At 62.8% G+C, this 18,225-nt stretch carries 19 protein-coding genes and 1 pseudogene; 9 read left to right on the forward strand and 11 right to left on the reverse strand.

The features are described 5' to 3' along the window. Position 1: 1 nt before the first annotated feature. From AB4Z43_RS13060 to AB4Z43_RS13070, 3 genes are all read left to right on the forward strand, one after another. Positions 2–1,159 carry an amino acid ABC transporter permease gene (locus AB4Z43_RS13060; protein WP_019857397.1) on the forward strand — a complete coding sequence of 386 codons (1,158 nt, stop codon included), beginning with the start codon at positions 2–4 and terminating at the stop codon, positions 1,157–1,159. Positions 1,160–1,235: 76 nt separating this feature from the next. Then, the gene (locus AB4Z43_RS13065) at positions 1,236–1,985 is read left to right on the forward strand and encodes an amino acid ABC transporter ATP-binding protein (RefSeq protein WP_031240865.1); all 750 of its coding nucleotides are present in this window, start codon (positions 1,236–1,238) and stop codon (positions 1,983–1,985) included. 94 nt (positions 1,986–2,079) lie between these two features. Further along, the gene (locus AB4Z43_RS13070; protein ID WP_069091851.1) at positions 2,080–2,745 is read left to right on the forward strand and encodes a TIGR02117 family protein; all 666 of its coding nucleotides are present in this window, start codon (positions 2,080–2,082) and stop codon (positions 2,743–2,745) included. Here AB4Z43_RS13070 and AB4Z43_RS13075 read toward each other — a convergent pair. From AB4Z43_RS13075 to AB4Z43_RS13085, 3 genes and pseudogenes are all read right to left on the reverse strand, one after another. Next, positions 2,746–2,853 (reverse strand): annotated as a pseudogene (locus AB4Z43_RS13075) (hypothetical protein); the annotation flags it as partial. A gap of 15 nt (positions 2,854–2,868) precedes the next feature. Then, positions 2,869–4,107: an FAD-dependent monooxygenase gene (locus tag AB4Z43_RS13080; RefSeq protein WP_441937812.1), complete on the reverse strand. Its 1,239-nt coding sequence runs from the start codon at positions 4,105–4,107 to the stop codon at positions 2,869–2,871. A 19-nt stretch (positions 4,108–4,126) separates the two neighbouring features. Continuing rightward, a complete protein-coding gene (locus tag AB4Z43_RS13085) occupies positions 4,127–4,372 on the reverse strand; it encodes a zinc-finger domain-containing protein (RefSeq protein ID WP_015318409.1) in 246 nt (81 codons plus the stop codon). A gap of 228 nt (positions 4,373–4,600) precedes the next feature. On the opposite strand from AB4Z43_RS13085, the gene AB4Z43_RS13090 reads away from it, so the two are divergent. Together AB4Z43_RS13090 and ppx are read left to right on the forward strand one after the other, a co-directional pair. Next, the gene (locus AB4Z43_RS13090; protein ID WP_027046695.1) at positions 4,601–6,802 is read left to right on the forward strand and encodes an RNA degradosome polyphosphate kinase; all 2,202 of its coding nucleotides are present in this window, start codon (positions 4,601–4,603) and stop codon (positions 6,800–6,802) included. Continuing rightward, positions 6,802–8,337 (forward strand): exopolyphosphatase, encoded by a 1,536-nt coding sequence (gene ppx / locus AB4Z43_RS13095; protein WP_064984881.1) that lies wholly within the window; start codon positions 6,802–6,804, stop codon positions 8,335–8,337. The genes AB4Z43_RS13090 and ppx overlap by 1 nt, the downstream gene beginning before the upstream one ends. A 21-nt stretch (positions 8,338–8,358) precedes the next feature. Here the strand turns inward: ppx and AB4Z43_RS13100 are convergent, their stop codons facing one another. The 4 genes from AB4Z43_RS13100 to AB4Z43_RS13115 form a co-directional block, all read right to left on the reverse strand. Beyond that, positions 8,359–8,781, reverse strand: a complete 423-nt coding sequence (locus tag AB4Z43_RS13100; RefSeq protein ID WP_441937814.1) for a DoxX family protein — start codon at positions 8,779–8,781, stop codon at positions 8,359–8,361. A 154-nt stretch (positions 8,782–8,935) separates the two neighbouring features. Next, a complete protein-coding gene (locus tag AB4Z43_RS13105) occupies positions 8,936–9,358 on the reverse strand; it encodes a DoxX family protein (RefSeq protein ID WP_019857403.1) in 423 nt (140 codons plus the stop codon). A gap of 177 nt (positions 9,359–9,535) precedes the next feature. Then, complete coding sequence (gene fumC / locus AB4Z43_RS13110) at positions 9,536–10,933, reverse strand: class II fumarate hydratase (protein ID WP_441937816.1); 1,398 nt, start codon at positions 10,931–10,933, stop codon at positions 9,536–9,538. 256 nt (positions 10,934–11,189) lie between these two features. Continuing rightward, on the reverse strand, positions 11,190–11,702 hold the full coding sequence (locus AB4Z43_RS13115) for a cupin domain-containing protein (RefSeq protein WP_069091854.1): 513 nt from the start codon (positions 11,700–11,702) through the stop codon (positions 11,190–11,192). A gap of 110 nt (positions 11,703–11,812) precedes the next feature. Here AB4Z43_RS13115 and AB4Z43_RS13120 point away from each other — a divergent pair, with 110 nt between their 5' ends. Further along, positions 11,813–12,778: a LysR family transcriptional regulator gene (locus AB4Z43_RS13120; RefSeq protein WP_441937818.1), complete on the forward strand. Its 966-nt coding sequence runs from the start codon at positions 11,813–11,815 to the stop codon at positions 12,776–12,778. Between the two features lie 12 nt (positions 12,779–12,790). Here AB4Z43_RS13120 and AB4Z43_RS13125 read toward each other — a convergent pair whose 3' ends face one another. Both AB4Z43_RS13125 and betI read right to left on the reverse strand, forming a co-directional pair. Next, positions 12,791–12,874, reverse strand: coding sequence for a hypothetical protein (locus AB4Z43_RS13125; protein WP_245307261.1), 84 nt, complete (start codon positions 12,872–12,874; stop codon positions 12,791–12,793). 108 nt (positions 12,875–12,982) lie between these two features. After that, positions 12,983–13,621, reverse strand: a complete 639-nt coding sequence (gene betI / locus AB4Z43_RS13130; protein WP_020628828.1) for a choline-binding transcriptional repressor BetI — start codon at positions 13,619–13,621, stop codon at positions 12,983–12,985. 84 nt (positions 13,622–13,705) lie between these two features. Here betI and choX point away from each other — a divergent pair, with 84 nt between their 5' ends. Together choX and AB4Z43_RS13140 are read left to right on the forward strand one after the other, a co-directional pair. After that, positions 13,706–14,644, forward strand: coding sequence for a choline ABC transporter substrate-binding protein (gene choX, locus AB4Z43_RS13135; RefSeq protein ID WP_019857408.1), 939 nt, complete (start codon positions 13,706–13,708; stop codon positions 14,642–14,644). Further along, positions 14,641–15,477, forward strand: a complete 837-nt coding sequence (locus AB4Z43_RS13140) for an alpha/beta fold hydrolase (RefSeq protein WP_441937820.1) — start codon at positions 14,641–14,643, stop codon at positions 15,475–15,477. The genes choX and AB4Z43_RS13140 overlap by 4 nt, the downstream gene beginning before the upstream one ends. 97 nt (positions 15,478–15,574) lie before the next feature. Here AB4Z43_RS13140 and AB4Z43_RS13145 read toward each other — a convergent pair whose 3' ends face one another. Further along, positions 15,575–16,357, reverse strand: coding sequence for an NIPSNAP family protein (locus AB4Z43_RS13145; RefSeq protein ID WP_019857410.1), 783 nt, complete (start codon positions 16,355–16,357; stop codon positions 15,575–15,577). Between the two features lie 94 nt (positions 16,358–16,451). On the opposite strand from AB4Z43_RS13145, the gene AB4Z43_RS13150 reads away from it, so the two are divergent. Further along, positions 16,452–17,060 carry a TetR/AcrR family transcriptional regulator gene (locus AB4Z43_RS13150; protein ID WP_441937822.1) on the forward strand — a complete coding sequence of 203 codons (609 nt, stop codon included), beginning with the start codon at positions 16,452–16,454 and terminating at the stop codon, positions 17,058–17,060. Between the two features lie 7 nt (positions 17,061–17,067). On the opposite strand, the gene AB4Z43_RS13155 is transcribed toward AB4Z43_RS13150, so the two are convergent. Continuing rightward, entirely contained in the window at positions 17,068–18,156 is a 1,089-nt protein-coding gene (locus tag AB4Z43_RS13155; RefSeq protein ID WP_064984876.1) for a LacI family DNA-binding transcriptional regulator, read from the reverse strand. Positions 18,157–18,225: the final 69 nt, after the last annotated feature.

The following is an 18,225-nucleotide window of genomic DNA, read 5'->3' on the forward strand; positions in this document are numbered from 1 at the left end:
CATGCAGGAACACGATATGTCCTGGGTGCGCACCGAAATGGCCTTGGCGCAGCCTGCACCGGCCAGCGTCAGCGGCCCCGGCGCCTGGGTGCGCAGGAACCTGATCGGTTCGGTTGGCGACACCATCCTCACGATCCTCGGCATCGTCATCGTCGCCTGGGTTCTGCCGCAAATCATCAACTGGGCGTTCATCAACGCCGTGTGGACAGGGCCGGACCGCACCGTCTGCGCGACCGTCGCGCAAGGCGGCATTCAGCCGGATGGCTGGAGCGGCGCCTGCTGGGCCTTCGTCAATGCCAAGTTCGGCCAGTTCATGTTCGGAACCTATCCGGTCGAGGAGCGCTGGCGGCCGATCCTGGTCGCCATCCTGTTCACCGCGCTGCTGGTGCCGATGCTGATCCCGCGTGTGCCGCGCAAGGGATTGAACGCCATCCTGCTGTTCCTGGTACTGCCGATCGTCTCGTTCTTCCTGCTGGTCGGCGGCGTATTCGGCCTGCCGCATGTCGAAACCTCGCGCTGGGGCGGGCTGCTGATCACACTGAGCCTTTCCTTCGTCGGCATCGCGGTGTCGCTGCCGCTGGGAACCGTGCTGGCGCTCGGCCGGCGCTCCAAGATGCCCATCGTCAAGATGTTGTGCGTGGTCTTCATCGAAGCCGTGCGCGGCATCCCGCTGATTACCGTTCTGTTCTTCGTCAGCGTCATGCTGCCGCTGTTCCTGCCGGCCGGCGTCACCTTCGACAAATATTTGCGGGCGCTGATTGGCGTGTCGCTGTTTGCCGCCGCCTACATGGCCGAAGTGGTGCGCGGCGGGCTGCAGGCTATTCCGAAAGGCCAGTATGAGGGGGCCGATTCGCTCGGCCTCGGTTACTGGCAGAAGATGGGACTGATCGTGCTGCCGCAGGCGCTGAAGCTTGTCATTCCCGGCATCGTCAACACCTTCATCGGCATGTTCAAGGACACCAGCCTGGTCCTCATCATCTCGATGTTCGACCTGCTCGGTATCGTGAAGCAGAATTTTTCCGACGCCAACTGGGCAACGGCTCAGACCGCCAAATCCGGTCTCGTCTTCGCCGCCTTTGTCTTTTGGCTGTTCTGCTTCGGCATGTCGCGCTATTCAATGTACACCGAACGCCGGCTCGACACCGGCCACAAACGCTAACAAAAGAATAAGGGGACCCGTCATGGCCACCGAAAACGCCGTCAGCGCGGAAGAGATCAAGGTCAACGCCGCCAAGATGCACATCTCGACCACCGATGTCGCCATCGACATCATCGCCATGCACAAATGGTATGGCGAGTTCCATGTGCTGAAGGACATCAACCTCAAAGTGATGCGCGGCGAACGCATCGTCATCTGCGGCCCGTCGGGCTCCGGCAAATCGACGATGATCCGCTGCATCAACCGGCTGGAAGAGCATCAGAAGGGCAAGATCATCGTCGATGGCAAGGAGTTGACCAACGATCTGAAAAAGATCGACGAGGTGCGCCGCGAGGTCGGCATGGTGTTCCAGCACTTCAACCTGTTCCCGCATCTGACCATCCTAGAGAACTGCACGCTTGCGCCGATCTGGGTGCGCAAGACACCGAAGAAACAGGCCGAGGAAATCGCCATGCATTTCCTCAAGCGCGTGAAAATCCCCGAGCAGGCCAACAAATATCCCGGCCAGCTATCTGGCGGCCAGCAGCAGCGCGTGGCCATCGCGCGTTCGCTGTGCATGAACCCTCGCATCATGCTGTTCGATGAGCCGACCTCGGCGCTCGACCCGGAAATGATCAAGGAAGTGCTGGAGACCATGGTTGGTCTGGCCGAGGAAGGCATGACCATGCTGTGCGTCACCCACGAAATGGGCTTTGCGCGAAAAGTCGCCAACCGGGTGATCTTCATGGATCAGGGCCAGATCGTCGAGCAGAACACGCCGGCCGAGTTCTTCGACCACCCACGCCACGAGCGCACGAAATTGTTCCTCAGCCAGATCCTGCACTGAGCGGGTCCAAACCGAGCGCAAGAGCCCGGCCGCAACGCGGCCGGGCTCTTTGCTTGTGGATCGGGTGATGCGATTGGCGGCGGGGGCGTCATCGATGAGAAAAGTCCTGCGTTTCCTCTCCATGGTGCTGGCCGCGATCGTGCTTGCGGCGACCCTCGGCACGCTGGTGCCGCGCCCGCTCTGGCCGGCGGCGTCGGCGGGCGAGGGCACGCGGCATATACTGGTGCTGGAGAACCCGATCCATACCGATATCGCCATTCCAGTGGACGACGCCGTACGCAAGCGCTTCCACTTCCTGGTGGACGCCGGGCTGCCGTCAGATGCGCCCGAGGTGCGCTACATCGTCTTCGGCTGGGGCGGCCGCGCCTTCTATCTGGAAACACCGACGTGGTCCGAGCTCAAGGCCGTTCCGGTGATGAAGGCGCTGACCCTCGACGCCTCGGTCATGCATGTCGATGTCGCCGGCGCTATCGTCGAACCGCATCCCGATGTCGCCGGCTTCGACATTGGTGATGATCAGTTCACGGCCTTGCTTGATTTTATCGCAGCCAGTTTTCAGCAGGGGCCTGGCGGCCCGATCGTCATCGAGAATGCGGCCTACTCCAGCTTCGACCGCTTCTACGAGGCGAACGGTCATTTCAACGCACTGGTCGGCTGCAACACTTGGACCGCCGCCGCGTTGCGCACCGCCGGCCTGCGGACCGGCTGGTGGAACCCGTTGCCGGTGTCGCTGGGATGGTCGTTGCGGCTGTATAATTAGCTAATCGGCTTTACGGTCCTGCTTCATCACATATTCGCGCAATGCCTTATTGATCGCGCTTTGATAACCGCGACCATCGGGCGCGCGCCCCTTGAACCATGCGACTAGATCAGAGTCGACGTCCTACCGCCTGACGACCCTCTGCTCCTCCCAGCCATAAAGCCAGTCGAGGTCGGCGGCGAGCTTCTCCGCCGGCCATGCCGCCAGCACCACATTGCGGGCCAGTGCCACCGGACCTCGGGCGTGCCAGGCAAGCCGGTTGAGCGCACCGCGCTTGAGGACCCTCTCCACGCGCGGCCGCCGCAGATTTTCCCAGATGGTGAGGCTCTGTCGCGGATCGGCGGGAAAGTCGGTGACCAGAGTGGCGAGCGTCGCTGCATCCTCGATCGCCATTGCCGCGCCCTGTGCAGCGAACGGCGTCATCGCATGCGCGGCATCGCCGATCAGCGCGATGCCGGCTGGCATTGTCCAGGGCTGCTTCTGCTCCACGGTATGCAGCGGCCAGGTCAGCCACGGGCCGGCCTGCTCCACCAGCTTCACGAGTCCTGGCGCGGTGCCGCGCATGGCGGCGGCGAGGATGCCGGGATCGGCACGGCCGGACCACCCCTCGGCGATGCGCTCGCCTTTGGTGAACGCGACGAGATTGAAGGCGTCGCCCTTGCTGACGGGATAGGCGACCATATGGAAACCCGGATGCAGGAAAGTCGTGACGCAATCGGCCGCGCCGATCGCGGCAAAGGCTTGCCCGGCGCCGCTGTCGGCCGCGACGGTGGTGCGCCAGGCCAGCTCTCCCGAAAAACGGCTTCTTGGCGATGCCATCCTTTTTGCATCGACAAGCCCGCGTACCGACGACCAGACGCCATCGGCGCCGACCAGCAAGGAGCCCTGTTCCTCTGCCGTCTTGCCGCCGATCTCGACGGTCGCCGTCACACCACGGCTGCCAGTCGCAATTTTTTCGACGCGCGCCCCGAGCGTGAGATGGATATCAGGCATCTCTGCCGCACACGCCATCAGCGCACTCTGCAGATCTGCCCGGTGCGCGACGAGATAGGGAGCGCCCCAGCGGCTTTCACCCGATTGTCCTAACGGCACACGCGCCAATTGGCGTAACGTCCTGGCATCCTTGAGCATCACGGCCTCCGGCCGCACCGCCGCCGGCAGCAGCCGGTCGAGCACGCCGAGGTCACGCAGGATGCGTGTCGCGTTGGGAGAAAGCTGGAGGCCGGCGCCTACGGCTTCCAGGCGCGGCGCTTGCTCGAACACCTGCACGGGATAGCCGCGTCTGGCAAAAGCAAGTGCCGCGGTCAGCCCGGCGACGCCCGCTCCGGCGATGACGATTTGCCGGGAGCGCTGGTCGTCCATCAGGTCCGTCGGGAAAGAATCAAGCGGCCTGGTCGATGTAGAGGCAGCCTGCCGGCAGCGTTTCCGTTGCCTTCAGCTTCGGCGAGTAGCGATAGAGCGTCGAGCAATAGGGGCAGACTTTTTCATTGTCGTCGCCCATGTCGAGAAACACATGCGGGTGGTCGAAAGGCGGATTGGCGCCCGTGCACATGAATTCCTTGACCCCGATGTCGATCGCCGGATGGCCGGCATCGTTCTGGAAATGGGGAATGGAACCGCCTGCCATCGTCGTCTCCTTAACGCAGTCTCGCATGCATCTGGATCATAACAGGTCTCTTTGCAAGATCGATGAAATGAAACTGTCGCAAAAGCCTGTCAGAGGATAAGTTGAGCCGGTTAAGCGTGTGACCGCGGATGCCAAGCGATTCCGCGACTGATAACGCTTTACGAAGGCATGTTAGAGCGTTCATCGCCATCTGGCGGCGCTCCAAGGGAACGGTTGTGGGCAGGGACAATGAACGAACTGAAGCCGGTGCAGAGCGAATTCGTCAATGTCGAGGTGGCCAGTTCAGAGGGCGGCAACCCGGATCGCTTCGTCAACCGTGAGTTTTCCTGGCTGCAATTCAATCGTCGCGTTCTCGAGGAATCGCTGAACACCCACCATCCGCTGCTGGAGCGCGTTCGCTTCCTGTCGATCTCGGCGGCCAATCTCGACGAATTCTTCATGGTGCGCGTTGCCGGCCTCGCCGGCCAGGTGCGCGAAGGAATCACGCTGAAAAGCCCCGACGGCCGCACCCCCGAACAGCAGCTCGAACAGCTGCTGCGCGAGGTCGAGCGGCTGCAGGAAGATCAGCAGAAGAGCCTTTCGGCTCTGACGGTGCTGCTCAACAAGGAAGGCATCGAGAGCATTACGCGCGATGCGCTGACCAAGGACGAGAAGGTCTGGCTGGAAGAGCATTTCCAGGACCAGGTGTTTCCGGTGCTGACCCCGCTGTCGATCGACCCGGCGCATCCGTTCCCGTTCATTCCCAACCTCGGCTTCTCGATGGCGCTGCAGCTGCGCCACCGCAAGAATGGCGAGGAGATGAGCGCGCTTCTGCGCCTGCCGGTGGCGCTGAAGCGCTTCATCCGGCTTCCCGATCGCAAGCACCATGTTCGCTTCATCCCGCTGGAGGAGGCGGTCGGTCTCTATATCGGTAAGCTGTTCCCCGGCTACGAGGTCAAGGGCTCCGGCACATTCCGTATCATCCGCGACAGCGATATTGAGGTCGAGGAAGAGTCGGAAGATCTGGTGCGCCTGTTCGAGACGGCGCTTAAGCGGCGGCGCCGTGGCTCGGTGATCCGCATCGAGTTCGACAGGCTGATGCCTGGGGAATTGCGCGATTTCGTGGCCGGCGAGCTCGGCGTCTCGTCGAGCCGCATCAGCGTCTTGACCGGTCCGCTGGCGCTCAGCCAGATCTCCGAGATCGTCGCTGTTCCCCGCGACGACCTGAAATTCACGCCCTACAATCCCCGCTTTCCCGAACGCATCCGCGAGCATGGCGGTGACTGTTTTGCCGCCATCCGCGAGAAGGACATCATCGTCCACCACCCCTACGAATCCTTCGACGTCGTCGTGCAGTTCCTGCGCCAGGCCATGGCCGATCCCGAAGTGGTGGCGATCAAGCAGACCCTTTACCGAACCTCCAACGACAGCCCGATCGTGCGCGCGCTGGTCGACGCGGCCGAAGCCGGCAAGTCGGTGACCGCGTTGGTCGAGCTAAAGGCGCGCTTCGACGAGGAAGCCAACATCCGCTGGGCGCGCGACCTCGAGCGCGCAGGCGTGCAGGTCGTGTTCGGATTCCTCGAATTGAAGACCCACGCGAAAATGTCGCTGGTGGTGCGGCGCGAGGACGGCAAGCTGCGCAACTACGTGCATCTGGGCACCGGCAACTACCATCCGGTCACCGCGCGTATCTACACCGACCTGTCCTTCTTCACCACCGATCCGACGATCGCCCGCGACGTTGCCCAGCTGTTCAATTTCATCACCGGCTATGCCGAGCCGACCGCCGAAATGCGGCTGGCTATCTCGCCATTCACGCTGCGCAACCGCATCCTGCACCACATTTCCGACGAAGTCGCCCATGCGCTGGAGGGAAAGCCGGCGCGCATCTGGATGAAGATGAACGCGCTGGTCGACCCGATCATCATCGACGCGCTCTATGATGCCAGCCGCGCCGGGGTTGAGATCGACCTCGTCGTGCGCGGCATATGCTGCCTGCGGCCGCAGGTGCCGGGCCTGTCGGAAAACATCAGGGTCAAGTCGATCGTCGGCCGCTTCCTCGAACACAGCCGCATCTATTGTTTTGGCAATGGCTATGGCCTGCCCTCAGACGAGGCGATCGTCTATATCTCCTCCGCCGACCTGATGCCGCGCAATCTCGACCGTCGCGTCGAGACCATGGTGCCGATCACCAATCCAACTGTGCATGAACAGGTTTTGGGCCAGATCATGCTGGGCAATATCATGGACAATCAGCAAAGTTTCGACGTATTGGCTGATGGAACCTCCCGGCGCGTGGTGCTTGAGGAGGGCGAGGAACCGTTCAACGCGCAGGAATATTTCATGACCAATCCGAGCCTGTCGGGACGGGGTGACGCGCTGAAGTCGCACGCGCCCAAGCGCATTGCGCAGTTCAAGCGCCGCAAGAAGAACGCTGCAGCGTCCACCTGATGCTGTCTGATTCCCAGGGCCGGCTGCAGGACCGCCGACCGCTATCCATCATCGACATCGGGTCGAATTCGATCCGCCTCGTCGTCTATGAGGGGCTGGCGCGCTCGCCGACCATGCTGTTCAACGAAAAGATGCTCGCCGGTCTTGGCCGTGGCATCGTTTCGACCGGAAAACTCGACCCCGAGGCGGTGACCCGCTCGATGGAAGAGTTCCGCCGCTTTCGCGCGCTGTCCGATCAGGCGGGCGCCGAGCATATGTATGTCTTGGCCACGGCAGCCGCGCGCGAGGCGATCAACGGTCCCGATTTCATCCATCGCGCCGAAGAGGTCCTCAAGACCGAGATCCGCGTGATCAGCGGCCGCCAGGAAGCCTACTATTCGGCGCTCGGCGTCATCTCCGGCTTCCACCCGGCCAATGGCATCGCCGGCGATCTGGGCGGCGGCAGTCTCGAACTGGTCGACGTCAATGGCGAGGCGATCGGCGACGGCATAACGCTGCCGCTCGGCGGCCTGCGCCTGCAGGACATGGCGAAGAACTCGCTTGCCCAGGCACAGAAGATCGCGCGCGACGAACTGGCGCGCGCGAAGCTGTTGAAAGGCGGGCAGGGCCGGCCCTTCTACGCCGTCGGCGGCACCTGGCGAAACCTCGCCCGCCTGCACATGGAGATGACCAACTACCCGCTTGGCGTCATGCACCACTACGAGATGTCGGCCGACAGCGCGACGAATTTTCTCAAGCAGGTGGCCAAGGCCGAGATCGAGAAGGTCAAGGGGATCGAGGGCGTCTCGAAGAACCGCCGCTCGCTGCTGCCCTATGGCGCCATCGTGCTGCAGGAGATCATGGCGGCGATGCAGCCGTCGAAGATCATCGTCTCGGCGCTCGGCGTGCGCGAAGGCTTCCTCTATTCGCTGCTCGACGAGGCCGAGCAGAAGGCCGATCCGTTGATCTCGGCGTCCGAGGAACTCGCCCGTTTGCGCTCGCGCTCGTTCACCCATGCGCATGAATTGGTCGACTGGACGGCCAAATCCTTCGCGGCCTTCGGCATCGACGAGACCGAGGACGAGGCGCGCTACCGCCACGCTGCCGCATTGCTGGCCGACATCGGCTGGCGCGCGCACCCGGAATATCGCGGCAGGCAATCGCTCAACATCATAGCGCACGCCTCTTTCTTCGGCGTCGACCATCCCGGCCGCGCCTTCCTGGCTTTGGCCAACGCCTATCGTCACGACGGCATCTTCAACGAATCCATCGCACCTGAAATCAAGGCGCTGGCTACGCCGCGCTATCTCGAGCGGGCTCGCGTGCTGGCGGCGATGATGCGGGTGGTCTACCTGCTGACGGCCTCGATGCCCGGCATCATGCCTAGGCTGAAATGGGAGCAGCGCGCCAACGGCGTGCTGGCGCTGGTGTTGCCGGCATCGCTCTCCGATCTCTATGGCGAGCGACCGGCCGGCCGCCTGGCGCAACTGGCGCGGATCAGCAACCGCAGGCTCGTGCTGGCGGTCGAGGGCGGACCGAGCGTGTCGGTCAAATAGGGCGCTCTTGCTGACTGAGGCTCAGGTTACGTCCGCACCGATAGCGAAACCGCGCCCGTCCGCCGACCAGCCGCCGGCGCCGGCCATGGCCAGCGCCAGGAAGCCGCCTGATATCGCAATGTCCTTCATCAGCATCTGCTGGTGCAGGAAGGCGAGCATCGCATCGCCGGCCCCTTGGCCGTGATGGCCGATGAAGCCGGCAACGACGCAGAAGGCCGCCAAAAGCAGCGCCACGATCCGTGTCTGAAACCCGATGAGGATCAGCAAGCCGGCGATCAGCTCGAACAGGCCCATGCCCCAGGCGGCGAGCGTCGGCAGCGGCAGGCCTAGGCCGGCGAAATAATCGGATGTGCCGGCAATGTTGGCGAGCGCCTGGAAGCCGGATGGTACGAACAGCACGGCAAACAGCAGTCGCGAAACCAGAAGCAAAGCATCGCGGGTCATGGCCACCTCCCTTGCCGGCGCCCTCTGGGCTCGAGCCGGCTGCCCGAAGTCTACGCCTGTGAGGCCTCCGCCGAAACCGGACCGGCTATTCCAGACAACGAAAAAGCGGCGCGGAAAATTCCGCGCCGCTTTGTCGAGGCTTGGGAGGGAAGGTTCAGCCGCGCTTGGCGTCGATCGAATAGGCGCCGGCGCCCGATGAGGCCAGCAGCAGGAAGCCGCCGGTGATGGCGAGGTTCTTGAGGAACTGGATCATCTGCATCTGGTCGGCCCAGCCGGTATGGGCGACCAGCCCGGTGGCGACGGTGAAGATCGCGAGCACCCAGGCAGCGACACGGGTCTGGAAACCGACGAGGATGGCGAGGCCGCCGAGCAGTTCAATCAGGCCAACGACCACAGCCGTTGCGGTCGGAGCGGGCAGGCCGAGGCCGCCAAAGTAGGCAGCGGTGCCGGAAATGGCGGTGAGCTTGCCGAAACCGGAAAGCAGGAAAATGACCGCGAGCAGGATGCGGCCAAGCAGGATGGTGACAGAGCTGTTGGACGCGGTGCCGGCGCCTGCGGCGGAAGTGTTGATGGACATGGTGTCTCTCCGAATGGGTTGAATGACCCTGAGATAGACGATGCCGACTGTTCACCAAAGCCGCTGATGCGGCGACACATTGTTCACAGGTTATCCGTTTCCGCGAACGGCGAAAAAGCGCGAAATTCGTATCGGGTGATGCGGGGGCGGGAGTAAATTCTCCCGCAGAAAAGCACCTTACCCCGGATGCGTCATGTCCTCCGGGCGCACCAGCCGGTCATAATCGGCCTCGCTGACCAGCCCCGTGGCCAGCGCTTCCTCCCGCAGCGTGGTGCCGTTCTTATGCGCCGTCTTGGCGATCTTGGCGGCGTTGTCGTAGCCGATGGTAGGCGCCAGCGCCGTCACCAGCATCAGCGAGCGGTTCAGTGATTCACGTATATTGTCCTCCCGCGCGACGATGCCGACGACGCAATTGTCGGTGAAGGAGACCGATGCATCGGCAAGCAACTGCACCGACTGCAGGAAGTTGTAGGCCATCAGCGGATTGTAGACATTGAGCTCGAAATGGCCCTGGCTGCCGGCGAAGGTCAGCGCCGCATTGTTGCCGAACACCTGTACGCAGACCTGCGTCATTGCCTCGCACTGGGTCGGATTGACCTTGCCCGGCATGATCGAGGAGCCGGGTTCGTTTTCCGGCAGCGACAATTCGCCGAGGCCCGAGCGCGGGCCTGAACCGAGGAAGCGGATGTCGTTGGCGATCTTGAAGAGTGCTGCAGCCGCCGCGTTGATGGCGCCGTGCGAGAACACCATGGAATCATGTGCCGCGAGCGCCTCGAACTTGTTCGGCGCGGTGACGAAAGCGATGCCCGTGATGGCGGCGATGCGATCGGCCACCTTTTCAGCAAAACCGACTGGCGCGTTAAGGCCGGTGCCGACGGCGGTGCCGCCTTGCGCCAGTTCCTGCAGGCCGGGCAGCGTCATTTCGATGCGCTTGATCGAGGAGGCGACCTGCGCCGCATAGCCGGAAAATTCCTGGCCCAGCGTCAGCGGCGTAGCATCCTGCGTATGGGTGCGGCCGATCTTGATGATGTGATTGAAGGCCCGGGCCTTGGCGTCCAGCGCCTTGTGCAGATGATGCAGCGCCGGGATGAGATGATGGACGACCTGCTCTGCGCAGGCGATATGCATGGCCGTCGGATAGGTGTCGTTCGACGACTGGCTCATATTGACGTGGTCGTTTGGGTGCACCGGCTTCTTCGAGCCCATCGCCCCGCCCAGCATCTCGATCGCCCGGTTGGAGATCACCTCATTGGCGTTCATGTTGGACTGCGTGCCCGAGCCGGTCTGCCAGACCACCAGCGGGAAATGATCATTGAGCTTGCCGTCGATCACTTCCTGGGCGGCGTCGACGATCGCCTTGCCGACGACCGGATCGAGCCGCTTCATCTCCATGTTCACTTCGGCCGCGGCGCGCTTGACCACTCCCAGCGCACGCACGATCGAAGCCGGCTGCTTTTCCCAGCCGATCTTGAAATTACCCAGGGAACGCTGCGCCTGGGCGCCCCAATAACGGTCGGCGGCAACCTCGATGGGGCCGAACGTATCGGTTTCGGTTCTGGTCTTTGCAGCGGTCACGGGTCTCTCCTTGTCGAAGTCGGCAACGGCGTATCGCGTTGCACAAATGGCTTCAAGCGGAGATTGCGCGCGAGACGGATGCAAATCGGTTGAAGGAACGCCTCCGCCTTCTCCCGTAAGGAAAGAGTGCGGAGGCGCGCGTCGGCTTGCCGAGGTGAATGTCCTGAACGACCAATCAGGCCAGCGCATGATGCCGAAAAGTGTGAAGCGGTTTTCGGATGGCATCCGCCTCTATCTCTTTGAGTTAGAGGCAGATTCAGATTTCAGGTCGATTCGACCTGAAATCATCCTGCTCTAGCGGCGGACCAACAACGTCGATGCCATTCTTTGCGCAGAGCTGCACCAGTGCCGCGATGAGTTCCGGCGTCGGTTCCATTTGCGGCGGCAACTCCGGCTGTTTGGCGGGGCGGCCCGCCTGACGCAGAAGCGTTTCGAAATCCGCACCGCGTGTGATGGTCAGGGTGTTCGCCCCTTCGCGCGACTCAACCCGGTAGGTGTGCGGCAGGCCTTTCGGTGCAATGACGGTTTCGCCGGCGTCCGCGATGCGTTCGCGGCCGTCGATCTGAAAGCGCAATCTTCCGTCCAGGATGTAAAACACTTCGTCTTCCCGACGATGCACATGCAGCGGCGGAGAGTCGCCGTAAGGCATGCGATGCTCGACGACGCAGATGCCGTCTTCTCCTGCGGTCGATGAGACGTGGATCGCGACAAGCGTGTTGTTGAACCAGAGGAGTTCCTTGCCTGTGATGGTCCCGGGGGTCATTGTCATGGCTGTCTGATCCTTCTGTTGCCTGTGCCGACTGGGCTGTGCCGACGACGACCTAACCAAAGACATGCCGGCAACGGAAATCGAATGATCGTATGGGGCGAATTGATCTGATGAATTTGAACGCGCTCGACCTCAATCTCGTCAAGGTGTTCGACGCACTCCTGCGGGAAAGAAGCGTCACGCGTGCCGGCGAGCAGATCGGCCTCAGCCAGCCAGCCGTCAGCGCTGCGCTCAATCGCTTGCGGTATATCCTCAACGACCAGTTGTTCGTGCGACGCGGCAATGAAATGATGCCGACGCCGCGCGCCGAGAGCCTTGCGGAGCCGTTGCGCGCGGCACTTCGCGAAATCGAACGTGTCTTCCAGTCGTCAAGAAACTTCGAACCGGCGGAACTCGACCGAACCTTCACGCTCATGGGGGCAGACTTCTTCTCCATGCTGCTGATGCCGTTTCTGGCGGCACGCATCGCTGTGATAGCGCCTCGCGTGTCGTTCCGCTTTCTGGACAGTGCTCGCGGCGACGTTTCGCGGCTGCTTCAGGACGATGAAATCGACGCAGCGCTCGAGCGTCCGCTGGAGGTCTCCGACTGGGTCTCAAGCACGCCCCTGTTCCATTCACCATTCGCTGTCATCGCCGCGGACGACAACGCTGCGATCAGGCAGGCGGGGATCGCGGAAGGCGAGCCTCTGCCGATCGAGCTTTTCTGCGAGTTGCCGCACGTCCTTCGCTCTATCGATGGCTCGATGTCGGGCTCCACCGACGAGGCGCTTCGCAAGATCGGGCGAACGCGTCGTGTAAGCCTGGCACTGCCGCACTTTCAGGCTGTCGCATTGGCAGTGGCAAACGGAAACTACCTCGCCGCGGTTCCTAGGCAGTTCGCGGTTTGGGCCGCGAAGACTTTGCCCCTCGTCATCTTTGAACCGCCACTTCCCATTGCTGTTCCTGAAGTCAGGATGTACTGGCACGCGCGCCACGACGACGAGCCGCCTCATCGCTGGGTTCGCAACCAGATCCTGGAGGCGATAGAGGCTCTTGGATTTCTGGAAAGCGTCGCCACTGAAATTGTCGGCGCCTAGCGGCCGGGTAGCTCACCCCGCCGTGTACCCGCCGTCGATCGCGAAAATGCCACCGCTCGTCCAGGCAGCCTCGTCGCTGGCGAGATAAACCGCCATGCCGGCGAGGTCGTCCGGGCGGCCGATGCGGCCCAGCGGATTAGCTGCGTTCTCCGGCTGCCGATGCTCGGATGGGACAAGTACGGCCAGCTGGCAGCCAGGGCAGGTCTACGCGCCGACGGTCGCAGGCTGGTGCATGGCCAGGCGCGCGGCGACGAAATCCTTGACCTGGCGGATCGCCTGTTCGCGCGAGACGCTGCCTGGTTCCAGGCCGAGCCGCAGCCAAAGCCCGTCGATCAGCGCGGTGACGCCAAGCGCGATTTCGTCGGCTTCGCCGGGCAAGGCAAGGCCGTGCAGGCCGGACAACAAGTTCGAACGCATACGCGCGTGCAGCACCTTCTGGATACGCGCCAGCTTCTCGTCGCGCGGCACCTCGGCGCACAGCGAAAGCCAGGCATGGCAAAGAGGCGGCAGGAACAGATGTTCCTCGAAATTGCCGTCGATCACCGCATCGAGCCGCTCCATCGGCGTGCGCGCCTGGCGAAGCCGGGCGACCACGGCGTCGCGTAGCACGGCGTTGGCCTCCCGCATCGCATGCTCGAACAATTCCTGCTTGTTGCGGAAATAGTGCAGCACGATGCCCTTGGAGGCGCCGGCATGGGCGGCCACCTTTTCCAGGGTAGCACCCGCAATGCCTTCGCGCTCCAGCACCGCGAAGGCGGCCTGCCGCAACTCCTTGCGGCGTATGTCGCTGAGACGCTTGAGTTTCACGGCTTCCATCCAGGCATTGCGAATCCACGTTGACATTTTCGTCCGTGCAGATCAAGAATTGACCGGCGGGACAATAAAAAGACCAATTGGTCAAAATCACTGATGACGAGGAGAATCTAAATGGTCCGCATGCTTGCAAATGGCGTCTGTATTGCAGCCCTGACGCTGGGTGTTCATGCGGCTCAGGCAGCCGAGGCCGAGCAGTGCAGGGCGGTCCGCATGGCCGAACCGGGCTGGAACGATCTTGCCTTCACCACCGGCGTCGCCAACGTCCTGCTCGATGCGCTCGGCTACCAGCCGCAAAGCTCGGTGCTCGGCATCAACGTCATCTACGAAGGCATGAAGAACAACGATCTGGACCTGTTCCTCGGCTACTGGGATCCGGCCATGGTCACCTATTACGAGCCCTACAAGAAGGATGGCTCGGTCGAGAATGTCCGCGTCAATCTCGAGGGCGCAAAATACACCTTCGCCGTTCCGACCTATGTCTGGGATGCCGGTGTCAAGGACTTCGCCGACCTGCACAAATTCGCCGACAAGTTCGGCAAGAAGATGTACGGCATCGAGCCCGGTTCCAACCAGTTGATGATGGACGCCATCGCCGATCCATCGCTCGGTCTCGATGGCTGGCACGTGGTCGAGTCGAGCGAGGCCGGAATGCTTTCCGAGGTCGGCTATGAGATCAAGGAAAAGCAGTTCATCGTCTTCCAGGGCTGGGCCCCGCATCCGATGAACACCATGTATGATTTCAAATATCTGACCGGCGGCGACAAGTTCTTCGGCCCGAATTTCGGCGCCGCGACGGTGACGACGCAGGTGCGCAAGGGCTATCTGCAGCAATGCCCCAATGTCGCGCAGTTCCTCAAAAACCTCGCCTTCGACATCGATTTCGAGAATGTCGGCATGGGTTACCTCATCAATGACGGCATGAAGCCGGAGGACGGGGCGCTGAAGGCGATCACGGCGAACAAGGGCCGCCTCGACGCCTGGCTCGCCGGCGTCACCACCTTCGACGGCAAGCCCGGCCTTGCCGCGGTCAAGGAGAAGCTCGGCCTGTGACATCGGTCACGCTGGAAGCGGCCCCGGATGCCTGGGCGGAGCAGGACGCCTGGGCCGATCGCAAGCAATTCATCAATCCAGCCGGCCTGGAGATCGCCTATGTCGAGATCTCGGGCGCCGAGCCGGCGCTGGTTCTGGTGCACGGCTTCACCGACACCAGCCGCAGCTTTTCGCTCCTGGCGCCGCATCTGGCCGGCCGCCGGCTGATCATGCTCGATCTACGCGGCCATGGCGCGTCGTCGCCGGGCAAGGGCTTCGGCATCGCCGACTTCGCCGATGACATTGCGGCCCTGATCCGGCATTTGCAACTCGATCAGTCTGTTGTCGTCGGCCATTCGTTGGGCGCCATGGTGGCCATCGCTTTGGCTGCGCGGTACAAGGAACTCATCGGCGGACTGGTGGTCATGGCCGGCACGTTGAAGCCCGATTTCGCATCGGATCATCCCCTGGTCGCGGGTGTGCAGGCCCTGCGCGACCCGATATCGCCGACCGACCCGTTCTATGACTGGTGGCATGCCTGCCGGCCCGGCGTGCCCCAGGCGTTTCTCGCCGGCCTGGCGAAAGACGCATCGGCCATGCCCGCGGCGCGCTGGCGCGCCATCCTGGAGGAGATTTGCCGCGCCGACCTGACCAGTGCGGCGCAGGGAGTGCGAACCCCAACGCTGATAATCGCCGGCGGGTGCGACCCGCTGTTCGGTGAGGCGCACCAGCAGGCGCTGTCGCGTTGCTTGGCGGGGGCACGCCTCTTGCGTGCCGAGGCATGTGGCCACAACCCGCATTGGGAGGACCCGGCCTTTGTCGCTCGGGCCATCATCGAGGCATTCGAAGCCTAGAGCAGTTCACCGTTTCGCGGAAACGGCGGACTGCTCTAAATCTTCGTTTTGACGCAATTCCGGACGGAAAACCGTTCACACTTTTCCTGGAATTGCTCTAACGCCCGACCAGGGATCGCGACGTGGGCGACAGCCGCAAGGTCTCGATTGGTTTGGCCAGATCAAGATGAGCGGTTTGCCAGAAGGCCTGCCATGCCGGCGCGGCGGCGAGGGCGGCTTCCTGGCTTGCATGCGCCTCGGTGCCGTCGAACCGGGCGATGGAAAGGAAGACGTTTTCGCTGGCCCGCACCGGCAGCCGCGGAAAACTGTTTTGAGCATGTTCCGTGACAAAGGCGGCGAGCAGGCGTACGCCGTGCGCCTTCATCATGGGTGCCGCCTCCACCGCGAAGCGACTGGCGAATTCGGTCTCTGCTTCCGATCGCAAATGATGAATCCGGATGACAACAATACCGCCCAAACGGTTCTCATTGCTGGAGTTTTCCTGCTCGGCAGAAGCCGGCCGCTGAAGCCTTGACAGGTCGAAGCCTGCGCCCGGCCATGCCGGCTTCAGCAACAGCACATCGTCGGAATCGATCATCGTCGCATTGGCCGCGTCGCGGTGCGCTGTCCAGACCCGGCCGTCGTAGAAGGCGGCCAGCGCCTCCTTGCGGACATCCATGCTGTCGAAGCCGCGCAGCCAGACGAACATGTCCGGACGGTCCAGATCGCTGAACTGGCCGATGACAGTCATTCCAGTCGCCTCCTGGCTCTCGATGAATTCCCGGTCAAAGAGGGCAATCAGCGTTTCGCGCTGCCCTGGGTTCAAGGTGTACTGCCTCAACTCGACGACGGGTGAGGCAAGCATTGCGGCCTGCGGAGCGGCGTTCCGGGGCAGGTTCATCGGCAGTCTCCAAAAACAGGGTGATCATCCTGTTTATAAACAAACCGGTTGTCCTGTTTTGTCAACTTGCTATTGTCGCGCAATGTCAGCAGAGATGACCAATCGACCAGGCCCAAGGCCAAGAAACCGCGTCAACGACCCCGAAGGTATGCGCCGGAAAGTGCTCGATGTGGCCGAGGCCGCGCTTCAGGCGCGCGGCTATCACGCGTCCAGCCTCGGCGACCTGATGGCGGCGGCTAAGGTCAGCGGCGGCGCGCTGCATCATCACTTCCCGACCAAGAAGGCGCTGGCGATGGCGGTGATCGAAGAGCGCGTGGCGGCAGCGGTCGAGGCGACATGGATCGCGCCGGTAAAGACGGCAGCTTCGGCGCGCGAAGGGGTGCGGGCCGTGTTCGAGGCTGTCGCGGCGGAACTCGAGCAGCAGGGTTTCGTGCGCGGCTGCCCGCTCAACAATCTGGCGCATGAACTGTCGCTCGCCGATCCGGATTTCCGCGCTGCCCTTGCCGGCATCTTCGCGGCCTGGCGCCAGGCGATCGCCGACAAGATCAAAGCCGACCAGCAGGAGGGCAGGGAGCAAGGCATCGATCCCCAGCATTTTGCGGCACTTGCCGTCGCCAGCTATTCCGGCGCCATGTCAATGGCCAAGACGGCGCAGGACGCAGGCCCATTGCGCGACTGTCTGGCGGCACTCGGCCAAGCCTGAGCCGCAGCTACGCGCGCTTGACGATGGCGTTCGAGGGCGGGCCAACCGACCCGCGCTCGAAGATCGATGTTGGCAGAATGAGCCTTTCCGCAGGGCGCGGATCTCCCTTCAACCGCCGGATGAGTAATTCCGCGACACTCTTGCCAAGCGCGTAGACGGGCTGGTCGATGACGGTAATGGGTGGCGTTGTCACGCTCGTCCAGTCCGCATCATGGAAGGTGATCAGCGAAATGTCCTCGGGAACCCGCAAGCCGCGTTGGCGGATCACCTTGAATATCTCCAGCGCTATGACGCTGTCGGATGCAAGGATTGCCGTCGGCCGATCTGCGCCGGACAGCACCGCGTCGGCCACCCTGCGCGTTTCGGCGGGGCTTGTTGCACCAAGCCGAACATAGCGTTCTGGCCGATCGATCCCGGCATCCCGGCACACTGTGAGGAACCCGTCGATGCGCTCGCGAACCGACGAGGTGTAGATCTGTCCGAGATCGCGGTACTCATGCCCTTCGGCGTCGACGGCGGTCACATAGGCGATGTTGCGGTGTCCGGCATCCACAAGAATGCGGGTCGCCCGCATGGCGATGCCGCGATCGTCGACCGTGACTGTATCGACGTCCAGATCGGGCAGCGCCCTGTCAAGCAGGGCAAGCGGCCGGCCTGAACGATGGATGTCGCGCAGGTGCGAGATGTCACGCGATTCCGATGGCGTGACGATCAGCCCGTCGACGCGCTTGCCGATCAACAGCCGCACGGCTGCCTTCTCAACGTCGATTCTCTCGCCGGAATTGGCCAGAATGACGTTGAACCCGGCTGCCCTTGCCGCATCGCTGATGCCGCGCACCGCGAGGCTGAAGAACGGGTTCTCGATGTCGCCGACAACCACCCCGATGATGCCGGACCGGCCGGTCGTCATGCTGCGAGCCAACTCGTTCGGACGGTAGTCCAGCGCCTTGGCCGCGGCCATGACGTCCGCGCGGATCGTATCGCTGACGACGCCGTATCCGCCGAGCACGCGCGCGGCTGTCGCTTTCGATACGTTTGCCGCCCGGGCGACATCGCTGACCGTTATCGACGGGGTCTTGGGCGCGGTTCTTTTCATCGGATGAACGACTACAAGAGTTGTTGACGGAAGGTCAATCTGGCGATAACGATTATCAAAGAGACCGGT

The organism is Mesorhizobium sp. 2RAF45, assembly GCF_052115225.1.
In the GTDB taxonomy this organism is placed as follows: domain Bacteria; phylum Pseudomonadota; class Alphaproteobacteria; order Rhizobiales; family Rhizobiaceae; genus Mesorhizobium; species Mesorhizobium jarvisii.

Coding starts and splice junctions, on each gene's coding strand:
- AB4Z43_RS13100 (WP_441937814.1), bottom strand. CDS start 8,781: ATGACCCGCGATGCTTTGCTTCTGGTTTCGCGACTGCTGTTTGCCGTG.
- betI (WP_020628828.1), bottom strand. CDS start 13,621: ATGTCAACGTGGATTCGCAATGCCTGGATGGAAGCCGTGAAACTCAAG.
- AB4Z43_RS13060 (WP_019857397.1), top strand. CDS start 2: ATGCAGGAACACGATATGTCCTGGGTGCGCACCGAAATGGCCTTGGCG.
- AB4Z43_RS13125 (WP_245307261.1), bottom strand. CDS start 12,874: ATGGCGGTTTATCTCGCCAGCGACGAGGCTGCCTGGACGAGCGGTGGC.
- AB4Z43_RS13085 (WP_015318409.1), bottom strand. CDS start 4,372: ATGGCAGGCGGTTCCATTCCCCATTTCCAGAACGATGCCGGCCATCCG.
- AB4Z43_RS13070 (WP_069091851.1), top strand. CDS start 2,080: ATGAGAAAAGTCCTGCGTTTCCTCTCCATGGTGCTGGCCGCGATCGTG.
- AB4Z43_RS13120 (WP_441937818.1), top strand. CDS start 11,813: ATGAATTTGAACGCGCTCGACCTCAATCTCGTCAAGGTGTTCGACGCA.
- AB4Z43_RS13115 (WP_069091854.1), bottom strand. CDS start 11,702: ATGACAATGACCCCCGGGACCATCACAGGCAAGGAACTCCTCTGGTTC.
- AB4Z43_RS13065 (WP_031240865.1), top strand. CDS start 1,236: ATGCACATCTCGACCACCGATGTCGCCATCGACATCATCGCCATGCAC.
- AB4Z43_RS13150 (WP_441937822.1), top strand. CDS start 16,452: ATGACCAATCGACCAGGCCCAAGGCCAAGAAACCGCGTCAACGACCCC.
- AB4Z43_RS13090 (WP_027046695.1), top strand. CDS start 4,601: ATGAACGAACTGAAGCCGGTGCAGAGCGAATTCGTCAATGTCGAGGTG.
- AB4Z43_RS13105 (WP_019857403.1), bottom strand. CDS start 9,358: ATGTCCATCAACACTTCCGCCGCAGGCGCCGGCACCGCGTCCAACAGC.
- ppx (WP_064984881.1), top strand. CDS start 6,802: ATGCTGTCTGATTCCCAGGGCCGGCTGCAGGACCGCCGACCGCTATCC.
- AB4Z43_RS13145 (WP_019857410.1), bottom strand. CDS start 16,357: ATGAACCTGCCCCGGAACGCCGCTCCGCAGGCCGCAATGCTTGCCTCA.
- choX (WP_019857408.1), top strand. CDS start 13,706: ATGGTCCGCATGCTTGCAAATGGCGTCTGTATTGCAGCCCTGACGCTG.
- AB4Z43_RS13080 (WP_441937812.1), bottom strand. CDS start 4,107: ATGGACGACCAGCGCTCCCGGCAAATCGTCATCGCCGGAGCGGGCGTC.
- AB4Z43_RS13155 (WP_064984876.1), bottom strand. CDS start 18,156: ATGAAAAGAACCGCGCCCAAGACCCCGTCGATAACGGTCAGCGATGTC.